Origin of the sequence: Streptomyces sp. XM83C, from assembly GCF_023072675.1 — a bacterium.
GTDB lineage: Bacteria > Actinomycetota > Actinomycetes > Streptomycetales > Streptomycetaceae > Streptomyces > Streptomyces thermocoprophilus.
The window spans coordinates 1-19,115 of the sequence record NZ_JALLGL010000015.1; the positions used below are offsets into that span (position 1 = coordinate 1).

The 19,115-nt window shown below is 74.6% G+C and carries 18 protein-coding genes and 1 pseudogene; 8 read left to right on the forward strand and 11 right to left on the reverse strand.

What is annotated here, in order from left to right; translation table 11 throughout:
• The 3 genes and pseudogenes from MTQ10_RS03465 to MTQ10_RS03475 all read left to right on the forward strand — a co-directional run.
• Positions 1–266, forward strand: a 266-nt coding sequence (locus tag MTQ10_RS03465; protein WP_247462060.1) for a transposase, incomplete at its 5' end; no start/stop codon positions are given.
• Between the two features lie 455 nt (positions 267–721).
• The gene (locus tag MTQ10_RS03470) at positions 722–1,468 is read left to right on the forward strand and encodes a maleylpyruvate isomerase family mycothiol-dependent enzyme (RefSeq protein WP_247462062.1); all 747 of its coding nucleotides are present in this window, start codon (positions 722–724) and stop codon (positions 1,466–1,468) included.
• Between the two features lie 153 nt (positions 1,469–1,621).
• A pseudogene (locus tag MTQ10_RS03475) lies at positions 1,622–1,940 on the forward strand (MFS transporter); the annotation flags it as partial.
• Positions 1,941–1,999: 59 nt separating this feature from the next.
• Here the strand turns inward: MTQ10_RS03475 and MTQ10_RS03480 are convergent.
• The 4 genes from MTQ10_RS03480 to MTQ10_RS03495 all read right to left on the reverse strand — a co-directional run bounded on the left by MTQ10_RS03480 (position 2,000) and on the right by MTQ10_RS03495 (position 5,271).
• Positions 2,000–2,665, reverse strand: a complete 666-nt coding sequence (locus MTQ10_RS03480) for a response regulator (RefSeq protein ID WP_247462064.1) — start codon at positions 2,663–2,665, stop codon at positions 2,000–2,002.
• Positions 2,662–3,927: a sensor histidine kinase gene (locus MTQ10_RS03485; RefSeq protein ID WP_247462065.1), complete on the reverse strand. Its 1,266-nt coding sequence runs from the start codon at positions 3,925–3,927 to the stop codon at positions 2,662–2,664. Before MTQ10_RS03485 ends, MTQ10_RS03480 begins: the two co-directional genes overlap by 4 nt.
• 122 nt (positions 3,928–4,049) lie before the next feature.
• Positions 4,050–4,400 (reverse strand): DUF1330 domain-containing protein, encoded by a 351-nt coding sequence (locus tag MTQ10_RS03490; protein ID WP_247462067.1) that lies wholly within the window; start codon positions 4,398–4,400, stop codon positions 4,050–4,052.
• A 160-nt stretch (positions 4,401–4,560) separates the two neighbouring features.
• A complete protein-coding gene (locus MTQ10_RS03495; RefSeq protein ID WP_247462069.1) occupies positions 4,561–5,271 on the reverse strand; it encodes a TetR/AcrR family transcriptional regulator in 711 nt (236 codons plus the stop codon).
• Between the two features lie 268 nt (positions 5,272–5,539).
• On the opposite strand from MTQ10_RS03495, the gene MTQ10_RS03500 reads away from it, so the two are divergent.
• Positions 5,540–5,944, forward strand: coding sequence for a nitroreductase family deazaflavin-dependent oxidoreductase (locus MTQ10_RS03500; RefSeq protein WP_247462131.1), 405 nt, complete (start codon positions 5,540–5,542; stop codon positions 5,942–5,944).
• A 35-nt stretch (positions 5,945–5,979) separates the two neighbouring features.
• On the opposite strand, the gene MTQ10_RS03505 is transcribed toward MTQ10_RS03500, so the two are convergent.
• On the reverse strand, positions 5,980–7,212 hold the full coding sequence (locus tag MTQ10_RS03505; RefSeq protein ID WP_247462071.1) for a geranylgeranyl reductase family protein: 1,233 nt from the start codon (positions 7,210–7,212) through the stop codon (positions 5,980–5,982).
• A gap of 215 nt (positions 7,213–7,427) precedes the next feature.
• Here MTQ10_RS03505 and MTQ10_RS03510 point away from each other — a divergent pair, with 215 nt between their 5' ends.
• Positions 7,428–8,783, forward strand: a complete 1,356-nt coding sequence (locus MTQ10_RS03510) for a dipeptidase (RefSeq protein WP_247462073.1) — start codon at positions 7,428–7,430, stop codon at positions 8,781–8,783.
• A gap of 88 nt (positions 8,784–8,871) precedes the next feature.
• Here MTQ10_RS03510 and MTQ10_RS03515 read toward each other — a convergent pair whose 3' ends face one another.
• Positions 8,872–9,810 (reverse strand): helix-turn-helix domain-containing protein, encoded by a 939-nt coding sequence (locus tag MTQ10_RS03515; protein WP_374117557.1) that lies wholly within the window; start codon positions 9,808–9,810, stop codon positions 8,872–8,874.
• A gap of 76 nt (positions 9,811–9,886) precedes the next feature.
• Between MTQ10_RS03515 and MTQ10_RS03520 the strand changes: the two genes are divergently transcribed.
• A complete protein-coding gene (locus tag MTQ10_RS03520; RefSeq protein WP_247462075.1) occupies positions 9,887–11,419 on the forward strand; it encodes an alpha/beta fold hydrolase in 1,533 nt (510 codons plus the stop codon).
• On the opposite strand, the gene MTQ10_RS03525 is transcribed toward MTQ10_RS03520, so the two are convergent.
• The 3 genes from MTQ10_RS03525 to MTQ10_RS03535 all read right to left on the reverse strand — a co-directional run bounded on the left by MTQ10_RS03525 (position 11,392) and on the right by MTQ10_RS03535 (position 14,291).
• Positions 11,392–12,432 (reverse strand): NUDIX hydrolase, encoded by a 1,041-nt coding sequence (locus MTQ10_RS03525; protein WP_247462077.1) that lies wholly within the window; start codon positions 12,430–12,432, stop codon positions 11,392–11,394. The two genes, MTQ10_RS03520 and MTQ10_RS03525, sit on opposite strands and share 28 nt — an antisense overlap.
• Before the next feature lie 146 nt (positions 12,433–12,578).
• The gene (locus tag MTQ10_RS03530) at positions 12,579–12,779 is read right to left on the reverse strand and encodes a hypothetical protein (protein WP_247462078.1); all 201 of its coding nucleotides are present in this window, start codon (positions 12,777–12,779) and stop codon (positions 12,579–12,581) included.
• Positions 12,780–13,337: 558 nt separating this feature from the next.
• Positions 13,338–14,291 (reverse strand): ROK family protein, encoded by a 954-nt coding sequence (locus MTQ10_RS03535; RefSeq protein WP_247462080.1) that lies wholly within the window; start codon positions 14,289–14,291, stop codon positions 13,338–13,340.
• Positions 14,292–14,531: 240 nt separating this feature from the next.
• On the opposite strand from MTQ10_RS03535, the gene MTQ10_RS03540 reads away from it, so the two are divergent.
• A complete protein-coding gene (locus tag MTQ10_RS03540; RefSeq protein WP_247462083.1) occupies positions 14,532–15,569 on the forward strand; it encodes a LacI family DNA-binding transcriptional regulator in 1,038 nt (345 codons plus the stop codon).
• Between the two features lie 290 nt (positions 15,570–15,859).
• Positions 15,860–16,573 (forward strand): hypothetical protein, encoded by a 714-nt coding sequence (locus MTQ10_RS03545; protein WP_247462135.1) that lies wholly within the window; start codon positions 15,860–15,862, stop codon positions 16,571–16,573.
• Between the two features lie 16 nt (positions 16,574–16,589).
• On the opposite strand, the gene MTQ10_RS03550 is transcribed toward MTQ10_RS03545, so the two are convergent.
• Together MTQ10_RS03550 and MTQ10_RS03555 are read right to left on the reverse strand one after the other, a co-directional pair.
• Positions 16,590–17,888 (reverse strand): DUF6986 family protein, encoded by a 1,299-nt coding sequence (locus tag MTQ10_RS03550; RefSeq protein WP_247462085.1) that lies wholly within the window; start codon positions 17,886–17,888, stop codon positions 16,590–16,592.
• A 190-nt stretch (positions 17,889–18,078) separates the two neighbouring features.
• Entirely contained in the window at positions 18,079–19,041 is a 963-nt protein-coding gene (locus MTQ10_RS03555; protein ID WP_247462086.1) for an electron transfer flavoprotein subunit alpha/FixB family protein, read from the reverse strand.
• Between the last annotated feature and the right edge of the window lie 74 nt (positions 19,042–19,115).

Genomic DNA, 19,115 nt, shown 5'->3' on the forward strand with positions numbered 1-19,115 from the left:
CGGCCAAACTCCACGCCGACAAGGGCTACGACTACGACCACCTGCGGGAATGGCTTCGCGAGCGTCGCATCCGTCACCGCATCGCCCGCAAAGGCATCGAGTCGTCCACGCGGCTCGGCCGACACCGTTGGGTCGTTGAGAGAACGGTCTCCTGGCTGGCCGGATGCCGACGCCTGCACCGCCGCTACGAGCGAAAGGCCGAGCACTTCCTGGCCTTCGTCGGCATCGCCGCAGCCCTCATCAGCTACCGCCGACTCACCAACTGAAACAACGTCTAAAGCGAGCCTTGAAGATCCCCGAGCCCCGCGCCCCGGACCGGAGCCGGCGTCCCGCGCCCACGGTCGTCAGCGCGCGCCCCCGGCCACCTCCGCCTGGAGGTGGTTCGTGCCGATCCCGGCGGCCCCGAGGCGGTCCGGCCCGCGGAAGCAGGGCGTGGGGGTCGCCTACGACGCACCCTCCCATCCGGCATCCCGCACCCCGCACCCCGCAGCCAGTGGCGCGCGCGTCCGTCCCGTCGGCGTCGGCATCGCGCCGGGGAGCGCCGCCGGACACCGGACCCGCAGCGTCGTACCCCCACCGCCTCGGCAGCCCTCTCCGCCAGGACCGCCCCGCCGCTTCCGTCGTACCCGACCGGCGAGACCCGCCCGACCGACGGGTCCGACCCGTCCGCCCCGTGAAACTCCCTGCGGACACCCCCGGCCGATGCTGCACACTCCACCCCATGGAGACAGCCGAACATCTGGAGATCCTGGACCGGGAAGGCCGGTCCCTGGCCGCTGCCGCCGAGGCGGCCGGCACGGACGCGAAGGTGCCGACGTGCCCGGGGTGGCAGGTGCGGGATCTGCTGCGGCACACCGGCGCGGTGCACCGCTGGGCGACGGCCTATGTGGCGGAGCGGCACACCTCGGCCCGGCCGATCGGCGAGGGACCGGCGGAGCTGGACGGGGCGGAGCTGGTGGCCTGGTACCGGGAGAGTCATCGCCTGCTGGTGGAGACGCTGGCCGCGGCCCCGCCCGACACGGACGCCTGGACGTTCCATCCGGCGCCCCTGCCGTCGCCGTCACCGCTGGCGTTCTGGACGCGGCGGCAGGCGCACGAGACAGCCGTCCACCGGTACGACGCGGAGACCGCCCGCGGCGGTGAACCCTCGCCCGTCGGCGCCGAGTTCGCCGCCGACGGCATCGACGAGCTGTTGCGCGGATTCCACGCCCGGCCCCGCAGCCGGGTGCGCAGCGCCGAACCGAGGATGCTGCGGGTGCGGGCGACGGACACGGACGCGGTGTGGACGGTACGGCTGTCGGCGGAGCCCCCCGTCACCACGCTCGGGGGCTCCGGCCCCGCCGACGCCGAACTGGCCGGTCCGGCCGGGCGGTTGTATCTGGCGCTGTGGAACAGGGTGCCGGTGCCCGAGATCACGGGGGACGCGGCACTGGCCGCACTGTGGCGGGAGACCTCCGCCGTCGTCTGACGCGGCGGCGGGACGGGGCAGACGGACACGGCCGTCGGGCCGCGGCGGGCGGTTCATCTCCGGCAGGCCGATGCCGTCGGTCCGTCAGCATCCGTGAGAGCACCGCGCGCTGCACCGGGCGTACCTCGTCGTGCAGCGCGCGTCCCCTCGGGCATGACCTCTCCGCTCACCACCCCCGCGGCCTCTGTGCCGGAGCACCGCTGGAGCCCCCGGCTGTGGGGCACCCTGCTCGTGCTCTGCGCCGCGATGTTCCTGGACGCGCTGGATGTGCCGATGGTCGGCGTGGCCCTGCCGTCGATCGGCTCCGCTCTGCATCTGTCCACCTCGACACTTCAGTGGATCGTCAGCGGCTGCATCCTCGGCCACGGCGGTCTCCTCCTGCCGGTCGGCCGCACGGCCGACCTTCTGGGCCGGCGTCAGGTCTTCCTGGCGGCCCTCGGTGTGTTCGCGCCCCGCCTCGCTGCTGGGCGGCCCCGACCAGGCATCCGGACGGCCGGATCGGTCGGGCGGATCAGCCGCGGGTCGGGGGGTTCAGCCCAGCCAGCCGGGGCGCACCAGGCCCGACTCGTAGGCCAGGACGACCAGTTGGGCCCGGTCGCGGGCGCCCAGCTTCACCATCGCCCGGCTCACGTGCGTCTTCGCGGTGAGCGGGCTCACCACCAGGCGGCGGGCGATCTCCTCGTTGGACAGGCCGATGCCGACCAGCGCCATCACCTCCCGTTCCCGCTCGGTGAGCCGCGCGAGCGCGTCCGCCGCGGCCGGTTCCTTGGAGCGGGCCGCGAACTCCGCGATCAGACGGCGCGTCACACCGGGCGAGAGCAGCGCGTCACCGGCCACCACAGCCCGGACGGCGCGCAGCAGTTCCTCCGGTTCGGTGTCCTTCACCAGGAAGCCGGAGGCGCCGGCCCGGATCGCCTCGAAGACGTACTCGTCGAGCTCGAACGTGGTCAGCATGACCACGCGCACCCCGTCCAGGGTGTCGTCGCCGGTGATGCGCCGGGTCGCGGCCAGCCCGTCGAGCAGCGGCATCCGGATGTCCATCAGCACGACGTCCGGGCGCAGTTCACGGGTCATCCGCAGCGCCTCCTCGCCGTCGGCGGCCTCCCCCGCGACCTCGATGTCGGGCTGCGCGTCCAGCAGGGCGCGGAATCCGGCTCGTACCAGTGACTGGTCGTCGGCGAGCAGTACGCGGATCACCGGCTGTCCTCCTCGGTGTCGAGCGGCAGGACGGCGAGCACCCGGAAGCCGCCGTCGGGGCGCGGCCCCGCCTCGATCGTGCCACCGAGCGCAACCGCACGCTCCCGCATGCCGGCGAGTCCGTTGCCGCTGCCGCCCGCGTCGTCGCCGGTCGCGGGCCCGTCGTCGTCCACGGTCAGCCGCAGCGCCCCGGGCGTCTGCTCCAGCCGTACGCGCGCGTGGCGTGAACCGGAGTGGCGTACGACGTTGGTGAGGGCCTCCTGCACGATGCGGAACGCGGCGAGGTCCGCGCCCGGCGGCAGCTTCGGCGCATGTCCGTCGACCTCGACGGCCAGTCCGGCGCTCGCCGCCTGCTCCACCAGTTCGGGGAGCCTGTCCAGGCCGGGCGCGGGGGTGCGCGGGGCGGCGCCGGGGGCGCGCAGGGTGTCGAGCACCTGCCGTACCTCGCCGAGTGCTTCCTTGCTCTTGGCCTTGATGGTGGTCAGTGCCGTGCGTGCCTGTTCGGGGTCGGAGTCGAGCAGGGCGAGTCCGACGCCCGCCTGGACGTTGATGACGGAGATGCTGTGCGCGAGGACGTCGTGCAGTTCGCGGGCGATCCTCAGGCGTTCCTCGTCGGCGCGCCGCCGGGCCGCCTGGGCGCGTTCGGCGCGTTCGCGTGCCCACTGTTCGCGGCGGGCGCGGATCAGCTCCGCGACGGCGACGATCGCCACCACCCAGGCGGCGACGGGGAGTTCCTGGCCCCAGCCGGCCGCCTCGTCCCCGGCCGGCGGCAGCCATCGGTACAGCCAGTGCGCGACCAGCAGGTGCCCGGCCCACAGCAGCCCGACGGCCGACCAGGCCGCGTAGCGGTGACCGGCGACGACGGCGCTGAAGCAGGCGACTGCGACGGCGACGAACAGGGGCCCGTACGGGTATCCGGCGGCCACGTAGACGAGGGCCGTGGCGGCGGTGCCGTGGACGACCGCCACCGGATGGCGGTGGCGCCACAGCAGTTGCAGGCAGGCCACGACCAGCAGCGCGCGTCCGAACGGGTCCAGGGCGGTCCGCTCGCCGTGCTGCTGCTGGGCCGCGAAGTGCGTGCCGAGCAGGACGAGGACGGTGACGGCGGCCGTGGACGGCCAGGGCAGGCGGGCACGGCCGGGTGTCGCGTCGCCGTCGCCCGCGCCGGGGCTCCCCTCGTGGTCCCGGCGCTCCCACCACCAGGGCGGCCCGTACCGCCGCCGCGGCGGCCGGCCCGCTCCGCGTACGCGCTGCTCGTCCATGCCCGCCACGCTAGACGCCGGGCCGCGCGGGAGGCGTCACCCGCGCGTGGTGGTCACACGTACTCCCGGCGAAGTACCCGCCCGTGCCGTACGGCACCGGTGCCGGCCGGGTCGGGCGGGGTTCAGTGGGCGGCGGGGAGCGCCTCGCGCATGGCGCGGGCCGTGGCGGCGGGGTCGTACCCGTCGGGGACGCCGGGCACGAACACGATGTCGCTGTCGATGTGCCGGGAACGCAGCGGGGCGATCTCCCGGTAGGCGGGCGAGTCCCACCAGGCGCGGGCCTCGGCCATGCCGGGGAAGGACATCACCACGACATACCCGGGCCAGCTGCCCTCCATCACCTCGTGCGCGGTCCCGTGGACGAGGAAGCGCCCGCCGTACGGCTCGAAGGTCGCGGTGATCCGCTCGATGTACTCGGCGACCTCCGGGTGCGGGGTCGTCGGCGCGAGGCGGGCGATGGCGTAGGCGGTCATGGGTGTCCTCCTGGTCGGTGGTACCGCTGCTGACACGGTGATCGTGGCATCGCGGCAGCGGGCGGGTCGATGACCTCGGAGGTAAGGCGCAGGCCCGGCGGCACGATCCGGCGAGGGACGGCACGGGACGCCCGGGTACGGCGGTGCGGCGGGCGCCCGGTCAGGTGTCCTCGCCGGTCAGCCCGGCCGCTCTGCCGAGCCGTACCGCCGCGTGCCGAAAGAACTCCTCGCGGGCCTCCACGACCCGTTCGAACTGTCCGAACAGCTCGAAGCCGACCAGGCCGAACAGCTGGGCCCAGGCGGCGATCAGCGACGGCATCGCGGCGGGCGGCAGCCCGGGGGCGAGGTCGGCGGCCATCCGGTCGGCCTCCGGCGCCAGTTCGGGCGGCAGGGGCGGGGCGGTCAGCTCGCCCCGCTCGTGCGCGTCGCGTGCCACGCCGAGCAGCAGCAGACCGACGCGGGAGGCGGCCGGGACGGTGGCGTCGGGGGCGCTGTAGCCGGGGACCGGGGTGCCGTAGATCAGGGCGTACTCGTGCGGGTGGGCCAGCGCCCAGTGCCGTACCGCCTCGCAGACCGCCGTCCAGCGGCGCAGCGACGCGGCGTCGGCGACCCTGGCGTGCGCGGTCTCGGCCGCCTCGCCGAGGGAGTCGTAGGCGTCGGTGATGAGGGCGGTCAGCAGGTCGTCGCGGCTCGGGAAGTAGCGGTAGAGCGCCGAGGAGACCATGCCGAGTTCACGGGCGACGGCGCGCAGCGACAGCCGGGCGGCGCCCTCGGCGGCGAGCTGCCGGCGGGCGGCGTCCTTGATGGCGGCGGTGACTTCGGTACGGGCGCGGGCGCGGGCGCCGAGGGGGGCCGACGGGGAGCTGGTCATGGGCATCAGTCTGCCATGGATTGAGAGCAGTGCACACAAGAGAGAGCACTGCTCTTGCGAAGGGCGCACAGAGCATGCACACTGGAGGTGTCGAGAGCACTGCTCACAGAAGAGAGCAGCGCTCACCCGATTGTCTCAGGGGGCCACCATGTCCACGACCACGACCGCCACCACCGCGCCGGCGCCGTCCACCGGCACCGCGTCCGCACAGCCCGCACCGGCCCGGTCCACGCACGTCCGCAAGCCCGGCTTCATCACCGTCCGGGTCATGAACCCCTTCGTCGCATGGCTGACCCGCCGCGGCATCAGCGTCTGGGGCTCCCGTGTGCTGGCCGTGCGCGGCCGCAAGAGCGGCGCGTGGCGCACCACGCCGGTCAATGTCCTCACCCTCGACGGCGAGCGCTACCTCGTCGCCCCGCGCGGCCACGTCCAGTGGACGCACAACATGCGCGCGGCCGGCGGCGGCCGGCTGCTGCTCGGCAAGCACGTCGAGGAGTTCACCGCCGCCGAGGTCGCCGACGACGACAAGCCCGCGGTGCTGCGCGCCTATCTGAAGCGGTGGAAGGCCGAGGTCGGCGTGTTCTTCGACGAGGTCGGCCCTGACTCGTCCGACGACGACCTGCGCCGCATCGCCCCGGACCACCCGGTGTTCCGGATCACGTCGGCGGGCTGAGGGGCCGGTGCTCCGGCCCCCGCCCGTGCCGTGGCTCAGTCCTCGGACCCGTCCGGCTCCGGGCGGCGGTCCAGCAGCATCAGGGCGCGCTGCGCGATCGGCCGGGTGCGGACCAGCTCGCCCAGCGACGTGGCGCCGCGCGTTATGTCCATGAACGCCTTCCACGCCGGCCGGAACCCGGTCAGCGCCGCGTGGAACACACCCGGGCGCCGCTCGAACGCGGCCAGCAGCCGCTTGCCGACGGCCATCTCCACGCCCAGGCCGGCCTTCACGGCGAACGCGTAGTTGAGGGCCTGACGCCGCGTGTCCACCGCGTCGTGCGCCTCCGCGATGCGCACCGCCCACTCCCCCGCGAGCCGGCCCGACCTGAGCGCGAACGAGATGCCCTCACGGGTCCACGGCTCCAGCAGACCGGCAGCGTCCCCGCACACCAGCACCCGGCCGCGCGACAGCGGCGAGTCGTCGGCGCGGCAGCGCGTCAGATGTCCCGAGGAGATGCTCGGTTCGAACCCGGCGAGGCCGAGCCGGCCGATGAAGTCCTCCAGATACCGCTTGGTCGCGGCGCCCTCGCCGCGCCGCGAGATGACACCGACGGTGAGCGTGTCGCCCTTGGGGAACACCCAGCCGTACGAGCCCGGCATCGGCCCCCAGTCGATCAGGACGCGGCCCTTCCAGTCCTCGGCGACGGTCTCCGGCACCGGGATCTCCGCCTCCAGACCCAGGTCCACCTGGTCGAGCTTGACGCCGACGTGCGCCCCTATGCGGCTGGCGCTGCCGTCGGCGCCGACGACCGCGCGGGCCAGCACGGTCTCGCCGCCCTGCAACACCACGGCGACCGTACGGCGGTCGGGCACCGCCGAGCCGTGCTGCTCGACCCGCTGCACCGTCGCACCGGTGCGCAGCTCGGCGCCCGCCTTCTGGGCGTGCTCCACCAGCTGCTGGTCGAACTCCGGCCGGTTGATCAGGCCGAACAGCATCTGCTTGGAGCGGCGCGTGCGGGCGAAACGGCCGTTGTGCGAGAACGTCACCGCGTGCACACGGTCCCGCAGCGGCAGATCGAAACCGGGCGGCAGCGCGTCACGGGACGGGCCGATGATGCCGCCGCCGCACGTCTTGTAGCGCGGCAGCTCCGCCTTCTCCAGCAGCAGAACGCGCCGCCCCGCCACCGCGGCCGCGTAGGCGGCCGATGCCCCGGCGGGTCCCGCGCCCACCACGACGACGTCCCACACCTGCCGCACGTCGTCCGCCGAAGAGTTCTCGCTGCTCACGATGGTCTACCGCTCCCGATCAAGCCGCTGCCGCTGCTGTCGACCGCATCCTACGGCGGAGATCGCGGACTCCCGTCGACCGAGGCCGGAAGGGGGATGCGACCCGCGCCGCGGGACGGGCGTACGCTCACACGGTCAACCGTTGGCAGATGAACGCACAAGACGTACGCACACGTACACGCCAGTACAACGTCGCACCCACAAGGAGCGTGCCCATGTCGTCGAATCCGGTCGCCGAGACCGTCGCCTCGCTGATGCCCCGGGCGAAGGCGGAGCTCGCCGAGCTGGTGGCCTTCCGCTCGGTGGCGGACTTCGACCAGTTCCCGAAGAGCGAGAGCGAGGGCGCCGCGCGCTGGGTGGCGGACGCACTGACCGCCGAGGGCTTCCAGGACGTCGCCCTGCTCGACACGCCCGACGGCACGCAGTCCGTGTACGGCTACCTGCCCGGCCCCGAGGGCGCGAAGACGGTGCTGCTGTACGCGCACTACGACGTGCAGCCCCCGCTGGACGAGTCCGCCTGGGCGACGCCCCCGTTCACCCTGACCGAGCGGGACGGCCGCTGGTACGGGCGCGGCGCCGCCGACTGCAAGGGCGGCGTGATCATGCATCTGCTCGCGCTGCGCGCGCTGAAAGCCGACGGCGGCGTGCCGGTCAACGTGAAGGTCATCGCCGAGGGCTCGGAGGAGCAGGGCACGGGCGGTCTGGAGCGGTACGCCGAGCAGCACCCCGAGCTGCTCGCCGCGGACACGATCGTCATCGGCGACGCGGGCAACTTCCGCGTCGGTCTGCCGACCGTCACCACCACCCTGCGCGGCATGACCATGCTCCGCGTCCAGATCGACACTCTCCGGGGCAACCTGCACTCAGGGCAGTTCGGCGGGGCCGCGCCGGACGCGCTGGCCGCGCTGATCCGCGTCCTGGACTCGTTGCGCGCCGAGGACGGCTCCACCACCGTCGACGGTCTCGCCGCGGACGCCTCCTGGGACGGGCTCCAGTACGACGAGGAGGAGTTCCGCGCGGACGCCAAGGTCCTCGACGGGGTCGAGCTGATCGGCTCGGGCACGGTCGCCGACCGCATCTGGGCCCGGCCCGCGGTGACCGTCCTCGGCATCGACTGCCCGCCGGTCGTCGGCGCCACACCGTCCGTGCAGGCCGGCGCGCGGGCCCTGATCAGCCTGCGGGTGCCGCCGGGCGTGGACGCCGCCGAGGCGACGAAGCTGCTCCAGGCGCACATCGAGGCGCACACGCCGTGGGGTGCGCGCGTCACCGTCGAGCAGGTCGGGCAGGGCCAGCCCTTCCGCGCGGACGCGACCAGCCCCGCCTACCGGGCGATGGCGGAGGCGATGGCGGTGGCCTACCCCGGCCAGGAGATGCAGTACGCGGGCCAGGGCGGCTCGATCCCGCTGTGCAACACCCTCGCCTCCCTGTACCCGCAGGCGGAGATCCTCCTCATCGGCCTGAGCGAGCCGGAGGCGCAGATCCACGCCGTGAACGAGAGCGTCTCCCCCGAGGAGCTGGAGCGCCTGTCGGTCGCGGAGGCGCTGTTCCTGCGCAACTACGCCGCCGGCTGACGGTTGACGCGCGTCACCCGGGCCCCTCGCCGCACCGGCCGGGGGCCCTTCGCGTGAGCGGTACGGCCGCCCGGCGGCAGCGCCCGGTTCACCCGGCCTCGGCGAGGTCCGCGTGCAGGGCCGCGAGGAGCCAGTCGTGCGCTTCACCGGGCGTGGGATCGGGGCGCTCACCGGGCGGGGTGACGATCTCGGACACCAGCCGCCAGTACCCGTCGAGGCGGGGATCGTCGGCCAGTTGCGGAGCGAGGGCGCGCCGGAAGCCGGGCGTGTCGGCGGTGCCGTACGCCTCGGCGTACGCGGCGACGAAACCGTCCACTGCCTCGCCGGGGCGCGGCCGGCGGTCCCGGCGCAGCTGTACGGCGGCCAGCTCGTACGCCTCGGCCAGGCCCGCGTACAGCACGGCCGCGCCGCGCCCGCCGGCCAGCCGGTGCGCCTCCGGGCGGGGCTGGACCCTGCCGGGACAGGGCGCGCTGGTGAGGGCGTGCAGCCGGGCGAACGCGAGGGCCTGCTCGGGCCGGGGGTCGTCGGGCGGCTGCGGTACGGCCACGTCGAGGAAGGCGTCGACGGCACGGGCCGGCATCCGCGCGGGCAGCCAGGCACGCCAGAAGCGGACCGGCGCGTCGGTGGTCGGCGGGGTCGGCAGGGCCCCGAGCAGCCGCACCCGGTCGGCGCGTTCGGCGTGCGGCGCCTCCTGCACCAGCCGCAGCGCGGTCTCCCGCCAGCGCAGCGCCCGCAGCTGGGTGCGGACCTCGCGGAGCCGGCCCGCGACGGCGTCGGCGAGGGCGGGGCCCGGCTCGTCCTCCTCGTCGAGGACGCGCCGCACCTCGGGCAGCGGCAGGTCCAGGGCGCGCAGGGAGCGGATGAGGCGCAGCCGGTCCAGGGCGGCGGGGCCGTAGCGGCGGTGTCCGCCGGAGCTGCGGGCCGTCTCCGGCAGCAGCCCCTGGTCGGAGTAGAAGCGGACCGTCTTGACGGTGACGCCGGCGTGCTCGGCCAGCTCACCGATGCTCCACAGGCCGTCGGGCGACATGGGCAGTTGAACCTCCCTCAGGGGGAGTTCCTACCGTACCCGCGAACGTCGTACCGGCGAACGGGAGGAGACGGCGATGACGGCATTCGTGCTGGTCCCGGGCATGTTCACGGACGGGCATGTGTGGGAGGCGACGGCGGCGCGGCTGGGCGAGGCGGGCGCGGAGGCCCACCCGGTGCGACTGGAGGGCCCGCCGGGCGCGGCGGACCTGGACGCGCACATCGCGCAGGTGTTCACGGCGATCGACGCGGCCGGACGGGACGTGGTGCTGGTCGGCCACGACTACGGCATGTGGCCGGTGCTGGGCGCGGCGGACCTGCGCGCCGACCGGATCGCGCGGATCGTGTTCGTCGACACGGCGATGCCGCCGGAGGGATCGCCCGCGCTGGCCGCGGTGCCGGACCAGGAGCTGCGGGCCCGGCTCGCCGAACGCGCCGGGGCGGGCGAGAGCGGTGGTGTCCTGCCGCCGCCCTCGGGCCGCGCCGAGTGGGAGCGCTGGGGCAGCACCGCGGGCGTCTCCGACGCGGCACTCGACCGGCTCACGGCGCTGGCCCGCCCGCAGCCGCTGGGCACCCTCCTCCAGCCGCCGAGGCGGACGGGCGCGGCGGCCTCCGTGCCGACGACGGGTGTGCTGTGCACGGCCGCCGGGGTGAACCTCGCGCTGCTGCAACAGCTGGTCGACTTCGGCGACCCGGCGATGCGGGCGCTGGCCGCGCCCGGTGTCACCTTCTTCGAACTGCCCACCGGGCACTGGCCGATGCTGTCCTGCCCGGACGACCTGGCGGAGGCGCTGCTGGGGGCGGCGGCGGGCGAGGGCCGACGGCTGGTCGCGGCCGGGGCCGGGAAGCCGCCCGCGCATCTGCGGCCGTTCCCGCTGGCGGTGCCCGAGGTGCCGGGGGACCGGCGCGGCGACGTCGACCTGTACGTGCCGTCCGGTGCCGGCGGGCCACTGCCGGCGGTGGTGTTCGTGCACGGCGGCCCGGTGCCGGCGGGGGCGCGGCCCACACCCCGCGAGTGGCCCACGCTCGTCGGGTACGCCCGCGCCGCCGCCGCGCGCGGGGTGATCGGTGTGACGGTCGACCACCGGTTGCACGACGTCGGCGCGTACCCGGTGGCGGCGCGGGACGTGGCCGACGCGGTGGAGCTGGTCCGGTCCGATCCGCGGGTGGACGCCGGGCGGATCGCGCTGTGGTTCTTCTCCGGCGGCGGGCCGCTCTCCGCGGAATGGCTCGAGAGCCCCCCGGCATGGCTGCGCGCTGTGGGGTTCAGCTATCCGCTGCTGGTCCCGATGCCCGACTGGGGCCTGCCGAAGGGCCGGTTCCGGCCGGTCGACGCGGTCTGTGGCGCGGGTGATCTGCCGCTGGTGCTGCTGCGCGCCGGGCGGGAGGCGCCGGCGCTCGCGGCCGGTGTGGAGGAGTTCCGTACGGCCGTGAAGGACGCCGGGGCACGGCTGGAGGTGGTCGACGTGCCGAACGGCCGGCACGCCTTCGAGAGCCTGGACCCGGTCGAGGAGTGGGGTGACGCGGTGCGGTACGCGCTGGACACGGTGACCGGGCGGCTGACGGAGGGTGCCGCGCCGGGTCAGACCGGGACGCCCGCCTCCAGGTAGAGCGCGGCTCCCCGTTCGCGGGCCCGCAGCGCCCAGCGCAGGCGTTCGTAGCGGACGGGAGGGAGCAGGTCGGCGGCCTCCTGTTCGGTGACGAAGCGGCAGCCGCGCAGTTCGGGGCCGGGCAGCAGCAGCCGCTCGGCCTCGGCGGAGTCCAGGCGTCCGCCGTCGAACAGCAGCCGCAGACCGCCGTAGCCGGGCGGTGCGGGGCGTTCCCAGTCGACGACGAGGAGGCGGGGTACGTCGGTCAGGCGCAGCCCGGTCTCCTCGGTGACCTCGCGCATCCCGGCGCGGGCGGGGGCCTCGCCGGGTTCGACGACACCGCCGGGGAACTCCCAGCCGGCCTTGTAGGTGGGGTCGACGAGCAGGACCCGGTCCTGTTCGTCGAAGAGGAGGACTCCGGCGGCGAGGGTCTCGGCGGTCGGCTCGGGTGTCTGCACGATGTCGCAGGCCGGCGCGGCGCCGCTGCTGACGGCCTCCGCGATACGGGCGGCGGTCTGGTACGGGGTGAGGGTGCCGTTGTCGACGAGGTGGGCGTCGGCGGCGAGCCAGGTGGCGAGCGCGGTGCGGTACGGCTCGATGTGGTCGTAGGCCCACTGCCGGACGCGTATCTCGCCGTCGGGGAGGCCGGGAGGTATCTCCCGGCCCGCTATCCGGGCGCGCAGGATCGTTTCCGCCGGGGTGAGGACGAGGTGCCGTACGGGGATGCGGCGGGCGGCGAGGCCGCCGAAGATCTCGTCCCGGTAGTCCTGCCGGAGCAGTGTCATGGGGACGACGAGGGTGCCGCCCAGCTCGGCGAGGAGCGCGGCGGCCGTGTCGATGACGAGGCGCCGCCAGATCGGCAGGTCCTGGAAGTCGCCGACCTCGGCGAGATGTTTGGCCGGCAGCAGGTCCGTGAGGGTGCCGCCGATGACCTCCGGGTCGAAGAGCGTGCTGTTCGGGATCAGCTCGATCAGTTCCCGTGCGGTGGTGGTCTTCCCCGCACCGAACGCGCCGTTGATCCAAACGACGATCACGGGTCCCCCTCTTCTGTTGGCCCCCTGAGGCTTGCCCGCTCCACCCTGCCACGGAAACCAGATCCAGTTGAGGGCGCGATACCGGCCGGACAGCGGACGGCGCCGGACCCCTCGCACGGGGCCCGGCGCCGCCGGTGCGGTGACGCTCAGTCGCCGTCGAGCACGGCGTTCTTGTCCATGTCCAGGCTTTCGTCGGCCACGGTGTGGTCGAGGGCGCTGAGGGTGTCCCCCACGTTCAGGCCGTCGAGGGGGGTGTCGGGCGCGGCCAGGCCGTGGGACGGGGTGACGGCGGCGACGACGAACCCGGTGGCGAGGGAGGCGATGGCGAGCATGCTGCGCTTCTTCATGCCCCGTTCAACGCCCGGACCGGCACCGGGGTCACGCACGGGCACACGGTGGGTGTGCGGCGTGGTCGGGGGCGGTGGGGGGCTGCCCGCAGCTCCTCCACCAGGGCGTAGGGCGAGAGGTCCGGTTCACGGGCCGAGGCCACCGGCCCGCGCCGGCCAGGAAGTCCCGCTCCCGGCGCTGTTCGCGCGCGGTGACGGTGAGCGGGAGGCCCGCACCTCGAAGGCGACGGAACCCTTGGCGCCGGTCTCGTCGTGACCGACGGGGGCGACGGGGTCGACTCGGACCACGGCGACTGGGCGGACGCAGCTGACCTGCTGACCCGTCGGGCACACGGCGGGCTCGTGCCCCGTCCCTGCGTACGCGGGGACGGGGCACGCCGTCCGAGGACGGGACCGTGCTCCGGCCGGCCCGGCGTTCGGGGACGGGATGGGTTTCCGACCGGCCCGGCGTTCGGGGACAGGATGGGTTTCCGACCGGCCCGGCATTCGGGGACAGGACCGTGCTCCGGCCGGCCCGGCGTTCGGGGACGACATCGGCCCCGGCCTGCGGCCGTGCCGTCACACGCCGGCCGGGGCGGCTCCCGGACGGCCGGTCAGGATCGAGGCCGCCGCGCCGACCAGGCCCGCGTCGGTGCCGGTACGCGCCGGGACGACCGTCAGACGCCGTACGAAGGAGAGGGTGGCGTAGTCGGCGAGGGCCCTGCGCAGCGGCGTGAACAGGACGTCCCCGGCCTTGGCGACGCCGCCGCCGATCACCGCGACGTCGATCTCGACGAGCGTCGCGGTGGCCGCGATACCGGCTGCCAGGGCCTGGGCCGCCCGCTCGAAGGACGCCACGGCCACCGGGTCCCCGGCGCGGGCTGCCGCGGCCACCGCGGCGGCTGTGGTGTCGCCGTCGGGGCCGGGCCGCCAGCCGTTCTCCAGGGCGCGGCGCGCGATGTTGGGGCCGCTGGCCAGACGCTCGACGCAGCCGCGCGAACCGCACGGGCAGGGGTCGCCGTCCAGGTCGACGCTGATGTGGCCGATGTGCCCGGCGTTGCCGGTCGGCCCGGGGTGCACCCGGCCGCCGAGGACGAGGCCTCCGCCGACGCCGGTGGAGACGACCATGCACAGCGCGTCGTCGTGGCCGCGGGCGGCACCCTGCCAGTGCTCGGCGGCGGTGACGGCGACACCGTCGCCGATCAGCTCCACGGGCAGCCCCCCGGTGACCGCCCGCACCCGCTCCACCAGCGGGAAATCACGCCAGCCGGGCACATTGACCGGGCTGACCGTGCCGGCGGAGGCGTCCACCGGGCCCGCACTGCCGATGCCCAGGCCCCGCGCCCTCCCCCACAGGGGACTGCCGGCCAGCTCCCCCAGCACGCCTTCGACGGCCCGCATGACGGTCTCGCCGTCCTGCTCGGCGGGCGTCGGGCGCTGGGCGCGCACCAGGACGGTGCCCTGGCCGTCGACCAGCGCTCCGGCGATCTTGGTGCCGCCGATGTCGAGCGCGGCGGCGAGGTCGGTGTGCATCGGTGCGCTGTCTCCCCGTTCGACCAGAAAGGTGCGGAAAAGTGCCCCGGAGGTGCGGGGCATGCGTACGGCCCGGGCCGGCGGTGGGGGCGCGGGACCGGAGAGTGCCGCCAGTCTCTCTCCTCGTGACAACGTTGTCCAGGCTCTATGCTCGACGCCACATCCTCATACAGGCCGGGGAGCGCCGCATCCCGCGGACGCCGCCCACGGCGAGACGACGAGACGACAGGACCCCGCATCGTGCCCGAGACCGCCCGCCTTCCCGGAAACCGGTACGGCAACCGGCCCACCATGAAGGACGTCGCCGCCCGCGCCGGAGTCGGTCTGAAGACCGTCTCCCGCGTGGTGAACGGCGAGCCGGGCGTCACTCCGGAGACCGAGCGGCGTGTGCAGGAGGCGATCGAGGCGCTGGGGTTCCGCCGCAACGACAGCGCGCGGGTGCTGCGCAAGGGCCGTACCGCGAGCATCGGCCTGGTTCTGGAGGATCTCGCCGACCCGTTCTACGGCCCGCTGAGCCGCGCCGTCGAGGAGGTGGCCCGCGCGCACGGGGCGCTGCTGATCAACGGGTCGAGCGCCGAGGATCCCGACCGGGAGCAGGAGCTGGCGCTGGCGCTGTGCGCGCGGCGGGTGGACGGTCTGGTGGTGATCCCGGCCGGGGACGACCATCGGTATCTGGAGCCGGAGATCAAGGCGGGGGTGGCCACGGTGTTCGTGGACCGTCCCGCCGGGAGGATCGACGCCGACTGTGTGCTGTCGGACAACTTCGGCGGGGCGCGCGCCGGGGTGGCCCATCTCGTCGCGCACGGGCACCGCCGGATCGGGTTCATCGGCGACATGCCCCGCATCCACACCGCCGCGGAGCGCCTGCGCGGCTATCGGGCCGCTCTGGAGGACGCGGGGATACCGGTGGCCGACTCGTGGATGTCTCTCGGGGTGACGACGCCGGAGCGGGTGCGGCGCGCGGCGGAGGAGATGCTGGCGGGGCCCGAGCCCGTCACCGCGATCTTCGCCGGCAACAACCGGGTGACCGTCACCGTGATCCGGGTGCTCGCGGAGCACACCCGTCCGGTGGCCCTCGTCGGCTTCGACGATCTCGAACTGGCCGATCTGCTTCAGCCGGGTGTCACGGTCGTCGCGCAGGACGCGGCCGCTCTCGGCCGGACCGCCGCCGAGCGGCTGTTCCGGCAGCTCGACGGCGGCCTGATCACCCCGGAGCGGATCGAGCTGCCGACCAGGCTCATCACCCGCGGCTCCGGTGAGCTGCCCCCGGCGGACTGAGGCACATGGCGGACCCCACCGACAGAAATCACTCGCCGTCCCGGGTCGCCCGGCGCGGGTGCGGGCCGGGGGCGGGTCGCGCCGCTCGACGCCGGGGAGGCGCCGCCGCCGGGGTGGACGGTCCGCCCCGGGAAGAGGCGGCCGGGGACTGCCGGGACCGGCCGCCCGCGAACCCGTCGGGCCCGTCCGGCGCCGCGGACGAGCGGGCCCGCGGCCCCGGTGGCGCCGTCGACGGCGGCCGTGCGCTCGCGGCGCTGGGTCTGGCCTACGCGCCGTACGACAACCCGCTGATGTATCCGGGGGTGTGGCCGCGGGAGTCCGGGCTGCTGGTGGGGGACCGTCTGCTGCCGCTGGACCGGCCGGTGCACGACGACCGTGTCCCCGTGCTCGCCGTCGGCTCCAACGCCTGCCCCGCGCAGCTCCGGCTCAAGCTGGACGCGGCCGGCCTCGCCACGCCGGTGCCGATGGTGCGGTGCCGGGTGCGGGGCGTCGAGGTGGGTGTGTCCGCGCATGTCAGCCGCGCCGGCTATGTCGCGGCGGCACCGGTGCGGGCGCCGGGCGTCGTACGGGAGCTGTTCCTGCTCTGGCTGGACGCGGGGCAGTTGGCGGCCGTCGACGCCGGCGAGGGCGCGGACCTGCCGCGCGGCAACTACCGGCGCGTGTGGCTGCCCGCTCCGGACGTCGAGGTCGAGCCGGAGGGCGGCGCTGCGCTGCCGGGGGTGTTCGGGTACGTCGACCGGCACGGCGTCGTGCACGACGGCACCCCGGGCTCCCCGCGCCGGCATCCCGGCCAGCGTGCCCTGCTGACCGAGCTGTTGCTGCGCTCGGCGCGGCTGCGGGCGCTGTTCGGGGACACGCCGGAGGAGTTCTGCGCGCGGGCGCGGGCGGACGCGGCGCTGTGCGCGCGGGGAACGCGGGTGCTGGCGGAGGAGGGGCTGGTGACGGGGTCGGGGCTGGAGCGGTACCTCCGTGTCGAAGGCGCGGACGGGGGCCGTTCGCCGTGACCGCGGGCCCGTCCGGCTACCGCGGCGCAGCCGTCAGGTCGCCCCGCCTCGGGGCGGCGAAGCCCTCCAGGGCGGCGCGGGTCAGGCCGGTGGCCTCGGTGACCTCGTCGGCGTCGAGGGCGCCGCAGTCCAAGCCGCGCAGCAGATAGCCGCTGAGGGCCTTGGCGGTGGCGGGCTCGTCCATGACGTCGCCCCCGGTGTCGCCTGCGTAGCGGGCGAGGCGGTCGGCGGCCTGCCGGAGGCCTTCCCGGTAGAAGGCGAAGACGGCGGCGTAGCGGGTGGGGAGGTGTCCGGGGTGCATGTCCCAGCCCTGGTAGTAGGCGCGGGCGAGGGCGCGGCGGGTGAGGCCGTAGTGCAGCCGCCAGGCCTCGTGGACCTGCTCGGTGGGGCCGACGGGCAGGACGTTGGTGGAGCCGTCGGAGACGCGTACGCCGGTGCCGGCGGCGGCGACCTGCATGATCGCCTTGGCGTGGTCGGCGGCGGGGTGGTCGCTGGCCTGGTGGGCGGCGGAGACGCCGAGGCAGGCGCTGTAGTCGAAGGTGCCGTAGTGCAGGCCGGTGGCGCGGCCCTCGGCGGCCTGGATGAGGCGGGCGACGGTGGCGGTGCCGTCGGCAGCGAGGATGGCCTGGCTGGTCTCGATCTGGATCTCGAAGCCGATCCGGCCGGGTGTGAGGCCGCGGGCCCGCTCGAACGCTTCCAGCAGGCGGACCATGGCGGTGACCTGCTCGGGGTAGGTGACCTTCGGCAGGGTGAGGACGAGTCCGTCGGGCAGGTCGCCGGCGTGCTCCAGCAGGCCGGACAGGAAGATGTCCAGGGTGCGGATGCCGCGGTCGCGGACGGCGGCCTCCATGCATTTCATGCGGATGCCCATGTACGGCGCCGCCGTGCCGTCCGCGAAGGCCTCGGCGACGACGCGGGCGGCGCGGGCGGCGTCCTGGTCCTCGTCGGTGCCCTTGTAGCCGTCCTCGAAGTCGACGCGCAGGTCTTCGATCGGTTCGCGTTCGAGTTTGGCGCGGACGCGGGTGTGCACGGGCTCGGCCAGGTCGTCGGAGAGGCCGAGGACGGCGGCGAGGGAGGCGGCGTCCGGTGCGTGTTCGTCGAGGGCGGCGAGGGCCTGGTCGCCCCAGGAGCGGACGGTGCCGGCGGTGAAGGCGTCGCCGGGGACGTAGACGGTGTGGACGGGCTGGCGGGTGCCGGGGTCTCCGGGGTAGCGGCGTTCCAGTTCGGCGTCGACGGGGGCGAGGGAGGCGCTGATCGCCTCGCTGACGGTGCCCGCGAGGCTCGTCGTCACCTTCTCCTGCTGGCCCTGACCCATTGCGTGTCCTCCCGATCCGACCCACTGTTTCCGCTGTACGGAATCAACAATCCGTAGAGCGAAGTTATCTGTCGGTGTTCCGGCAGGTCAACACCCTGTCCACGGGGCAGGACCGTGCCCGGCTTCCAGGATGCGCCGAGGCCCCCGTGACCGCGCGGGTCACGGGGGCCTCGGGCCGCTGGTGCGGGGATCAGCCCTTGCGGGCCTTGATCTCCTCGGTCAGCTGCGGGACGACGTCGAACAGGTCGCCGACGACGCCGTAGTCCGCCAGCTCGAAGATGGGGGCCTCGGGGTCCTTGTTGACGGCCACGATGGTCTTCGAGGTCTGCATGCCGGCGCGGTGCTGGATCGCGCCGGAGATGCCGTTGGCGATGTACAGCTGCGGCGAGACCGACTTGCCGGTCTGGCCGACCTGGTTGGTGTGCGGGTACCAGCCGGCGTCGACGGCGGCGCGCGAGGCACCGACGGCCGCGCCGAGCTCGTCGGCGAGGGCCTCGATGATCGCAAAGTTCTCCGCGCCGTTGACACCCCGGCCGCCGGAGACCACGATCGCGGCCTCGGTCAGCTCCGGGCGGCCCGTCGACTCGCGCGGCGTACGGCCGGTGATCCGGGTGCCGGTCGCCTTGTCGGAGAAGGTCACCGACAGCGCCTCGACCGCGCCGGCGGCCGGGGCGGCCTCGACGGCCGCGCTGTTCGGCTTGACCGTGATGACCGGGGTGCCCTTGGAGACACGGGACTTGGTGGTGAAGGACGCGGCGAACACCGACTGGGTGGCCACCGGGCCCTCGTCGCCGGCCTCCAGGTCGACGGCGTCGGTGATGATGCCGGAGCCGATGCGCAGCGCCAGACGGGCGGCGATCTCCTTGCCCTCCGCGGAGGACGGCACCAGCACGGCGGCCGGGGAGACCTGCTCGACGGCGGCCTGCAGGGCCTCCACCTTCGGCACGACCAGGTACTCGGCGTACTCGGACGCCTCGTGGGTGAGGACCTTCACCGCGCCGTGCTCGGCGAGCGCGGCGGCGGTGTCGGCGGCGCCGTTGCCGAGGGCGACGGCGACGGGCTCGCCGATGCGGCGGGCCAGGGTCAGCAGCTCCAGGGTCGGCTTGCGGACGGCACCGTCCACGTGGTCGACGTAGACGAGAACTTCAGCCATGGGAATGCACTCCTGCTTGCGGAAGATGAGGGGCGGTCAGCGGTTGCGCGCTCAGAGGTTCGTCCGGCGTGCGG

Bases quoted from the DNA above. Each gene is read 5' to 3' on its own strand.
- MTQ10_RS03495 (WP_247462069.1), bottom strand. From the start codon at position 5,271: ATGACCAGCTCCCCGTCGGCCCCCCTCGGCGCCCGCGCCCGCGCCCGT.
- MTQ10_RS03535 (WP_247462080.1), bottom strand. From the start codon at position 14,291: ATGCACACCGACCTCGCCGCCGCGCTCGACATCGGCGGCACCAAGATC.
- MTQ10_RS03515 (WP_374117557.1), bottom strand. From the start codon at position 9,810: ATGTCGCCCGACGGCCTGTGGAGCATCGGTGAGCTGGCCGAGCACGCC.
- MTQ10_RS03520 (WP_247462075.1), top strand. From the start codon at position 9,887: ATGACGGCATTCGTGCTGGTCCCGGGCATGTTCACGGACGGGCATGTG.
- MTQ10_RS03470 (WP_247462062.1), top strand. From the start codon at position 722: ATGGAGACAGCCGAACATCTGGAGATCCTGGACCGGGAAGGCCGGTCC.
- MTQ10_RS03530 (WP_247462078.1), bottom strand. From the start codon at position 12,779: ATGAAGAAGCGCAGCATGCTCGCCATCGCCTCCCTCGCCACCGGGTTC.
- MTQ10_RS03490 (WP_247462067.1), bottom strand. From the start codon at position 4,400: ATGACCGCCTACGCCATCGCCCGCCTCGCGCCGACGACCCCGCACCCG.
- MTQ10_RS03510 (WP_247462073.1), top strand. From the start codon at position 7,428: ATGTCGTCGAATCCGGTCGCCGAGACCGTCGCCTCGCTGATGCCCCGG.
- MTQ10_RS03545 (WP_247462135.1), top strand. From the start codon at position 15,860: ATGTATCCGGGGGTGTGGCCGCGGGAGTCCGGGCTGCTGGTGGGGGAC.
- MTQ10_RS03500 (WP_247462131.1), top strand. From the start codon at position 5,540: ATGAACCCCTTCGTCGCATGGCTGACCCGCCGCGGCATCAGCGTCTGG.
- MTQ10_RS03555 (WP_247462086.1), bottom strand. From the start codon at position 19,041: ATGGCTGAAGTTCTCGTCTACGTCGACCACGTGGACGGTGCCGTCCGC.
- MTQ10_RS03550 (WP_247462085.1), bottom strand. From the start codon at position 17,888: ATGGGTCAGGGCCAGCAGGAGAAGGTGACGACGAGCCTCGCGGGCACC.
- MTQ10_RS03485 (WP_247462065.1), bottom strand. From the start codon at position 3,927: ATGGACGAGCAGCGCGTACGCGGAGCGGGCCGGCCGCCGCGGCGGCGG.